Source organism: Streptomyces sp. SID14436 (assembly GCF_010548465.1).
Taxonomy (GTDB): domain Bacteria; phylum Actinomycetota; class Actinomycetes; order Streptomycetales; family Streptomycetaceae; genus Streptomyces.
In genome coordinates this window covers 1-1,927 of the sequence record NZ_JAAGMD010000642.1, presented here as the reverse complement: position 1 = coordinate 1,927, position 1,927 = coordinate 1, and the positions used below count along the sequence as shown (strand labels likewise).

1 protein-coding gene is annotated in these 1,927 nt (G+C 75.0%); it reads left to right on the top strand.

What is annotated here, in order from left to right; translation table 11 throughout:
- Positions 1-1,873, top strand: a 1,873-nt coding sequence (gene cobT, locus G3I53_RS22840; RefSeq protein ID WP_164438723.1) for a nicotinate-nucleotide--dimethylbenzimidazole phosphoribosyltransferase, incomplete at its 5' end; no start/stop codon positions are given.
- Between the last annotated feature and the right edge of the window lie 54 nt (positions 1,874-1,927).

Here is a 1,927-nt window from a genome sequence, read left to right as displayed (position 1 = left end):
CGAAGCCGGCCTGCTCCAGCAGGCGGACGACATGGACACCCAGGGCGCCGACGCGGAGGTCCCGGCCGCCCGGGACGGCGACCCGGCGGACACGCCCACGGCGGCGGACCCGGAGACGGCCGCGGCACCGCGCCCCGCCGGCCCGGCCGCGCCCGGCTACGACGACGCCGAGCGCGAGGCCGTCCTGAAGGTCATGCGTGAACGGCGGGACATCCGCAACGGCTTCCGCAGCGACCCCATCCCGCACGAGGTGCTGCTCAGGGTCCTGGAGGCCGCCCACACCGCGCCCTCCGTCGGCCACTCGCAGCCCTGGGACTTCGTCGTCATCCGCTCCGCCGACACCCGGCGCAGCATGCACGAACTGGCCATGCGTCAGCGCGACGCCTACGCCAAGTCCCTCCCCAAGGGCCGGGCGAAGCAGTTCAAGGAACTGAAGATCGAGGCCATCCTCGACACCCCGGTGAACATCGTCGTCACCGCCGACCCCACCCGCGGCGGCCGGCACACCCTCGGCCGGCACACCCAGCCGCAGATGGCGCCCTACTCCTCCGCGCTCGCGGTGGAGAACCTCTGGCTCGCCGCGCGCGCCGAGGGCCTCGGGGTCGGCTGGGTCAGCTTCTTCGACGAGCGGGAGATGGTCCGCGCGCTCGGCCTCCCGGAGCACCTGGAGGTCGTCGCCTACCTGTGCGTCGGCTACGTCGACGAATTCCCGGACGAGCCCGAGCTGATGCAGGCCGGCTGGTCCAAGCGCCGCCCGCTGTCCTGGGTCGTGCACGAGGAGACCTACGGCCGCCGCGCCCTGCCCGGAGAGGACCCCCACGACCTGCTCGCCGAGACCGTCGCACAGATCCGCCCGCTGGACGCCAAGGCCCTCGGCGAGGCGTGGGAGCGGCAGAAGCGCATGACCAAGCCGGCCGGGGCGCTCGGCATGCTGGAGATCATCTCGGCGCAGCTGTCGGGCCTGTCCCGGCAGTGCCCGCCGCCCATCCCGGAGCCCGCCGCCGTCGCGGTCTTCGCCGGTGACCACGGCGTGCACGCCCAGGGCGTCACGCCCTGGCCGCAGGAGGTCACCGCGCAGATGGTGGCCAACTTCCTCGGCGGGGGAGCGGTCTGCAACGCCTTCGCCGCCCAGGTGGGCGCCGAGGTCTGTGTCGTCGACGTCGGCGTCGCGTCCGACCTCCCGGCGACGCCCGGTCTGCTGCCGCGCAAGATCCGCGCCGGCACGTCCGACATGACCACCGGGCCCGCCATGACCCGCGAGGAGGCCAAGCAGGCCGTCGAGGTGGGCATCGAGACGGCCCGCGACCTGGTCGCGGCCGGCAACAAGGCCCTGCTCACCGGCGAGATGGGCATCGCGAACACCACCGCGTCCGCGGCCCTGATCTCGGTGTTCACCGGCGCCGACCCGGCCGAGGTCACGGGCCGCGGGACCGGCATCAACGACGAGACCCTGGTCCGCAAGACCGACGTCGTCCGCCGCGCCCTCGAACACCACCGGCCGGACCCGGCCGACCCGCTCGGCGTCCTCGCCGCGGTCGGCGGCTTCGAGCACGCCGCCATGGTCGGGCTGCTGCTCGGGGGCGCGTCCCTGCGCACGCCGGTGATCCTGGACGGCGTCAGCGCGGGCGCCGCCGCCCTGGTGGCCCGCGCCATCGCCCCCGAGGTGCTCGCCGCGTGCATCGCGGGACACCGCAGCGCCGAGCCGGGCCATGTGGCCGCCCTCAACAAGCTGGGCCTGCGCCCCCTGGTCGACCTCGACCTGCGCCTCGGCGAGGGCACCGGCGCGCTGCTCGCCCTGCCGCTCGTGCAGAGCACGGCCCGCGCCATGCACGAGGTGGCGACCTTCGACTCGGCGGGGGTCACCGAGAAGTAGCCCGACGCGGCCCCGCGCACCGGCGGGACCGCGCGCACCAATGGCACCCCGGGC